Origin of the sequence: uncultured Amphritea sp., from assembly GCF_937127095.1 — a bacterium.
Lineage (GTDB): Bacteria > Pseudomonadota > Gammaproteobacteria > Pseudomonadales > Balneatricaceae > Amphritea.
Map to the genome: position 1 here is coordinate 1 of NZ_CAKZLP010000082.1, position 4662 is coordinate 4662.

The following is a 4662-nucleotide window of genomic DNA, read 5'->3' on the forward strand; positions in this document are numbered from 1 at the left end:
GTGTAAATATCCGATAAGCTTGGCGAACGGAGCCTACATTATAAATGATGTTCGCTTACTTTCGAACCCATTAGTAAGTTAACTTCAAACGCTTTATTTTCAACCTGCAGATAGCCTACCTTTTCTTTGAGCCGTTCAATTTCAGCTTTTAAATATTCGCAGTTGCTGCAATCATTGGAGTTATTTTTCATCTTCTGGTGTCCCGTTGAGGATGCTTTTACTTAAACGATCTACTACAGATCTCCTCTTGGTTCCTGACCGGCGATCATAAAGCGCGGTAGTATTGAAGCTGCTATGCCTCATCAGGTCCATAGCCGTCTTAGGGTCAATCTCGTCGTCATCAAGAACGTTAGAGCAGAATGTTCGCCGTGCGTCGTGACAGGTGATTCGTTCAGATCCTAATACCTTAGAGTAGGAGTTGAAGAGGTAGCGTATTCCTTCATCTGATAGCCTCTGATCCGTAATATCTCCGGTGATGAGTACCCGAGTAAAGATAGCGCCAGGGCCGTTTCCTCGGAAGGCCAGCCATTCCACCAGTGCCGATATAACATCTTGGCTAAGCTCTATTGTGGGTCTTTTGCCGCCTTTACTTAGGACTATCAGCGTACCTTCGTTTAAATTTAAGTGTGAGTAATCCAGGTGGCTAAACTCATGCCGCCGAATTCCTGAAAAGAATGCTAATCGGAAAATGGCCCGATCTCTTGCGGCCTTTGCTGGATTGCGGAGCCTCATATCATCCACGGCTTTTTCGAGATCCTGGGTTTCCTGCTGGCTTGCCATTCTACCTGCGGGAGACGCATCGTTTTTTAGTGACTTCAAATCTTGAATATCTGTCCACTGCATATGTGTTATGAGACCGGCTTTGAAAGCAATTTTCATGACCCCTTTGAGTGTCGCCAGGTAGCCATTGAGTGTATTAGGAGCCCGTTGTTTATATTCGCCATTAACAATCTCAGGTTCATATAAGTCAGTGATAAAAGCCCGGATCCGTGGCGCGGTAAAAATAGACCAATTGATCCATTGGTAATCGTTACGAGGCGCACCGCAATACCGGGAAATCTGGCTGAGGCGTTTTGTATGTGTTTTTTTGCTGGTGCCTTGGTATTGCGATAAGTAAACAGTAGCCGGGTTCGCTTCACCGATCAGCGGAGTATCGAGTAAAGGATAGATGCCTTTGAATGTTTGATTGCTGTCATCTGCTTTCAGTTTGGCCAGCTGCTGCTTTGCTACTGAAAGTGCGTTTGCTGGAGCTGTCACCACATTAGTCATATGAGTTAGTCCTTTACGTAAAATTTTAGGCCTTTGTGTAAAAATTTTAGCACTTGTTGAAACAAGCTTTAGTACTTATTGGTAATGACCAGCAAACCTACCACGAACACCAAAAAAAAATATCTACTACGGATATTATACAATCTCGGTACTAATATCAATATAATTGTGTATTACTGTATTTAATGTAATATACAGTAATACAGTTAATAATAGGTTAGGGGAGGGCAGTCATGCCTAATTTCGATAAAGGCCCAGGTAATCGCAGCAAGGTCTGGAGTCAGGCGATCGTTTTCAGAGCTTGTGCTGAGCTTGAGGCAAAAGAGGAGAAACCAACGGTATTATCTGTTCGACGGCATGTGGCCATCAGTACGGGTAGCGACTCCACAGTCCAAAAATACATTCGTGAGTATCGGAATCAGCAGGTAGAGACAGCAGACCAGATCGATACGTCTATCCCGGAGCCGATAACGAGCGCTCTTAGCTCTTTATGGGAAACTGCAAAACTATTGGCCAGGAAGGAACTTGAATCTAAACTGCAGCAGGTCAATTCTGACCGGGCTTCACTGCAAGCTGAACGTCTTGATATCGAATCAATCATGGTTAAAAGTGAAGAGCGAGTGCAGGAACTATCTGATCAGATTAAAGCATTGACCATCGAGAATGGAGAGTTAACGAAAACGCTGGATCAGCAGACGGGAGCGATCCGCCAGCTTGCAACTGAAAAAAATGAATTGTTGTCTGAACTCAACATTAAAGCTGCTGAATGTCGCTCTATGGGGCGTGTGATAGAGGAGCAGCAGCGGAGGATAGAAGATCAGATAGCAGCTACAAATGTCGCTCAGCAAGCGCTGGGTAAGGCTCAGCTGGATTCCGCTGCAGCACAGGAGAAGCGGATCAAGTTAGTTAAAGTAGGTGTCATGGCCATCGTTAAGGGGAGCCTTGATAAAGAGCAGCTGGAGGAATTAAAGGACAGTGAAGTATGGGATTCATGACGTTATAATTATTTTTGAGGTACAGAAATTCTGAGGGCAGAATGCACCGGTTTAGACTGTCTAATACTTGGAAACAGGCTCTTGATATGGATCCATCCCAAGAAGCGATCGACAGTGAAGTTCAATCTCTTTAGTAGGGATTGCATGTGCGTAACGTAGAGGTGTATGTTTCGTCACCCCACCAGAAATTGGTATCTTATTTATGAGATCACCCAACAACGCTTGAAGCTTCCGGTCTTCAGTGTGAGCAAATACTTTATTCAGTTTATTGATGATCGTGGAAGTGGCCGCTAAGGCCCCAAGCGATTCCAATACTTCTCTACACTCTTGCTCGACCTGGTCGTTCAAATCTTTATTGCTCATAGCGCTTCCTCACCATCCCAGTATTCTGTTATACCGTCGCGCAGTGCAATCGAGCTGATTCCGTATCCTCGGTTGCTTGTGGTAATCAGAGAGCCGTCATCCTTGAAAAGCACCCACTCATAACTCGCGTTAGCACCATCGCCAACTACAGCAACCCATGCGTTGTTATCTATGTGAATCGGATGGCCAATCAACCCAACAGCCTCGGTATACTCCCAGTCTGCTTTACAGCAATTTGCAACAACGTTCATTAAGCGTTTTTGGTTTTGAAGCTCTGGTAATTCACCTGTCATCTTTAAGTCCCATCGTTTCAAGGCCTCGTCCTGTAGCTGAGTGCCAGGGTTCGTTGTAAACGGTAAGTCGTTCGTTAATGAGTTTATCAAGGCGGTCTACTTCGGGTTGTAAGTGTTGCCACCGGGCGGCTTCGTGATCCATTTCGCTACACGATAACGGCTCTGTAACGATAATCCCAACTTCCTTTAGTCGGCGTGCTGAAGCCCAGAAATCACTTGCACCGTAGAGTTCTTTTATCGCTGTGATGGGATGGTTATAGGTTCCTGTCAAATACCGGAGGACTGCGGTAGCGTATCCCTGACGGCGGTATTCAGGTATTACCTCAATGTCGAATAAGTAGACACGGTCGTAGAGGGGCGATACGGCAAAGGTCGTCTTTCCAACCAGTACTTCAGCGGCATTATAGATTCTGGCGTTGTGATCAGGATTTGGTGAGGTGAACGCTTTGTAGTAATTATCTGACACGGACAACGAAATTACCGGTAACCTTTCAACCCGGTGACTACAGTTCTTCATCCACAGTTTAACCATGTATCCTGCTACCTTAGTTGTGCGAAAAGCATATCGTCGTAATTAGGAGAAAGAGGTGACATCCTGAACTTTTTCGCCAGCTCATTTGCGTTAGCTATCGCTTCAGAGGAGTCATCGAATGCTGTGGAGTCAGTGTATTTTCGAGTAATAACCATTTTGTCGTCATCATCGAATGTTAAAAAAGTATTTCTTGCTTTATTAGCTACAACCCAGACCATTATGTGTCTCCTATCCCGTCCTTTATATTACTTGGGCGTTTTCGCCCCGGGTAGCTTCTGTGCTGCCTTGTCGAAGGTATATGACCCACCGAATGTTTCACCAAGCCTGTTGGCAGTGAGTTTCGCCTTATTCACGATGAGAGCATCAGCAAAGTCTGCTCCGTTGGATTTACGGTACTGATCGAGCGCGACCCATGTAGCCTGACCGTCCTCAAAACGAATGTTTGGTTCTTGGAAGAGCGCCTTGATAACATCTATCAGTTCAGGTTTGCTCAGTTGATATTTCGCACCTCTGAGTGTCCAAACGGTTTCTACCAAAACCACATCGGTCACAAGCACAATCTCAGATCCACCTATCAACTTTGCAGCTTTTGCCGATTGATCAGTGTCATCTTCGAGCAGGTACCGCAACAAAACGTTAGTATCAATGGCGATCACGACAGGACGGACTCCATAGACTGTTCATCGCTGATAGGGGCCTTCGCTTTGACGTTCTTCAACATACCTTTGGCGGCACCGGCGACCTTTTTTACAATATTGATCTGATCGCCCACGACGAAAGTTTCTATTTCATCACCTGGCTTCACGCCGATGGCGTCTCGTTGACTGGCTGGCAAAGTGATTTGCCCTTTTGCGCTGACTTTTGGCATACAACTATCCTCTTTACTTATCTGCAATAGTAAAGATATCATATTCTTTACATAAAGCAATAGGTAAAGATTAGCTCAGATGCGTGTTGCTCTGTACACTCTTCTGAACGCAATTCGTGATTAGAGTTTCCTTCAAAAAGTAACCAAGAGATCAAGTATGAAGTGGATGTTTGAAGTGGTAGGCGGTGCTCCGGTTCTGGATAATTTAGAACACGGCTTGAAATCTGCGCATTTCCAAATAGATGATATTTCTGATGACCATGAAGGGGTACCGGGGACATCCCCGCAAACAGTCGCATAACTCCCTGAATCTCACGGATACCAAGCCCTACAGAGGCGCCC

Annotated in this window: 10 protein-coding genes; 1 reads left to right on the forward strand and 9 read right to left on the reverse strand. The window is 45.4% G+C overall.

The window, feature by feature from the left end; genetic code table 11:
• Positions 1 to 38: 38 nt before the first annotated feature.
• Both Q0499_RS21450 and Q0499_RS21455 read right to left on the reverse strand, forming a co-directional pair.
• Positions 39 to 191: a hypothetical protein gene (locus tag Q0499_RS21450; RefSeq protein WP_299204276.1), complete on the reverse strand. Its 153-nt coding sequence runs from the start codon at positions 189 to 191 to the stop codon at positions 39 to 41.
• Positions 181 to 1269 (reverse strand): site-specific integrase, encoded by a 1089-nt coding sequence (locus tag Q0499_RS21455; protein ID WP_299204279.1) that lies wholly within the window; start codon positions 1267 to 1269, stop codon positions 181 to 183. Before Q0499_RS21455 ends, Q0499_RS21450 begins: the two co-directional genes overlap by 11 nt.
• A gap of 233 nt (positions 1270 to 1502) precedes the next feature.
• Here Q0499_RS21455 and Q0499_RS21460 point away from each other — a divergent pair, with 233 nt between their 5' ends.
• Positions 1503 to 2264 (forward strand): DNA-binding protein, encoded by a 762-nt coding sequence (locus Q0499_RS21460; RefSeq protein ID WP_299204282.1) that lies wholly within the window; start codon positions 1503 to 1505, stop codon positions 2262 to 2264.
• A 60-nt stretch (positions 2265 to 2324) separates the two neighbouring features.
• Here the strand turns inward: Q0499_RS21460 and Q0499_RS21465 are convergent, their stop codons facing one another.
• From Q0499_RS21465 to Q0499_RS21495, 7 genes are all read right to left on the reverse strand, one after another.
• A complete protein-coding gene (locus Q0499_RS21465) occupies positions 2325 to 2627 on the reverse strand; it encodes a hypothetical protein (RefSeq protein WP_299204285.1) in 303 nt (100 codons plus the stop codon).
• On the reverse strand, positions 2624 to 2920 hold the full coding sequence (locus tag Q0499_RS21470; RefSeq protein ID WP_299204288.1) for a hypothetical protein: 297 nt from the start codon (positions 2918 to 2920) through the stop codon (positions 2624 to 2626). The genes Q0499_RS21465 and Q0499_RS21470 overlap by 4 nt, the downstream gene beginning before the upstream one ends.
• Positions 2910 to 3452: a GNAT family N-acetyltransferase gene (locus Q0499_RS21475; protein ID WP_299204291.1), complete on the reverse strand. Its 543-nt coding sequence runs from the start codon at positions 3450 to 3452 to the stop codon at positions 2910 to 2912. Before Q0499_RS21475 ends, Q0499_RS21470 begins: the two co-directional genes overlap by 11 nt.
• An 8-nt stretch (positions 3453 to 3460) precedes the next feature.
• Positions 3461 to 3670 (reverse strand): hypothetical protein, encoded by a 210-nt coding sequence (locus tag Q0499_RS21480; protein ID WP_299204294.1) that lies wholly within the window; start codon positions 3668 to 3670, stop codon positions 3461 to 3463.
• A 27-nt stretch (positions 3671 to 3697) separates the two neighbouring features.
• A complete protein-coding gene (locus Q0499_RS21485) occupies positions 3698 to 4108 on the reverse strand; it encodes a type II toxin-antitoxin system VapC family toxin (protein WP_299204297.1) in 411 nt (136 codons plus the stop codon).
• The gene (locus tag Q0499_RS21490) at positions 4105 to 4320 is read right to left on the reverse strand and encodes an AbrB/MazE/SpoVT family DNA-binding domain-containing protein (protein WP_299204300.1); all 216 of its coding nucleotides are present in this window, start codon (positions 4318 to 4320) and stop codon (positions 4105 to 4107) included. The genes Q0499_RS21485 and Q0499_RS21490 overlap by 4 nt, the downstream gene beginning before the upstream one ends.
• A 47-nt stretch (positions 4321 to 4367) precedes the next feature.
• The coding region (locus Q0499_RS21495; protein WP_299204303.1) for a hypothetical protein at positions 4368 to 4662 on the reverse strand (295 nt) is incomplete at its 5' end.

Excerpts from the sequence above, each read along its gene's own strand:
- Q0499_RS21475 (WP_299204291.1), bottom strand. The coding sequence starts at position 3,452 with ATGGTTAAACTGTGGATGAAGAACTGTAGTCACCGGGTTGAAAGGTTA.
- Q0499_RS21465 (WP_299204285.1), bottom strand. The coding sequence starts at position 2,627 with ATGAGCAATAAAGATTTGAACGACCAGGTCGAGCAAGAGTGTAGAGAA.
- Q0499_RS21490 (WP_299204300.1), bottom strand. The coding sequence starts at position 4,320 with ATGCCAAAAGTCAGCGCAAAAGGGCAAATCACTTTGCCAGCCAGTCAA.
- Q0499_RS21480 (WP_299204294.1), bottom strand. The coding sequence starts at position 3,670 with ATGGTCTGGGTTGTAGCTAATAAAGCAAGAAATACTTTTTTAACATTC.
- Q0499_RS21460 (WP_299204282.1), top strand. The coding sequence starts at position 1,503 with ATGCCTAATTTCGATAAAGGCCCAGGTAATCGCAGCAAGGTCTGGAGT.
- Q0499_RS21450 (WP_299204276.1), bottom strand. The coding sequence starts at position 191 with ATGAAAAATAACTCCAATGATTGCAGCAACTGCGAATATTTAAAAGCT.
- Q0499_RS21455 (WP_299204279.1), bottom strand. The coding sequence starts at position 1,269 with ATGACTAATGTGGTGACAGCTCCAGCAAACGCACTTTCAGTAGCAAAG.
- Q0499_RS21470 (WP_299204288.1), bottom strand. The coding sequence starts at position 2,920 with ATGACAGGTGAATTACCAGAGCTTCAAAACCAAAAACGCTTAATGAAC.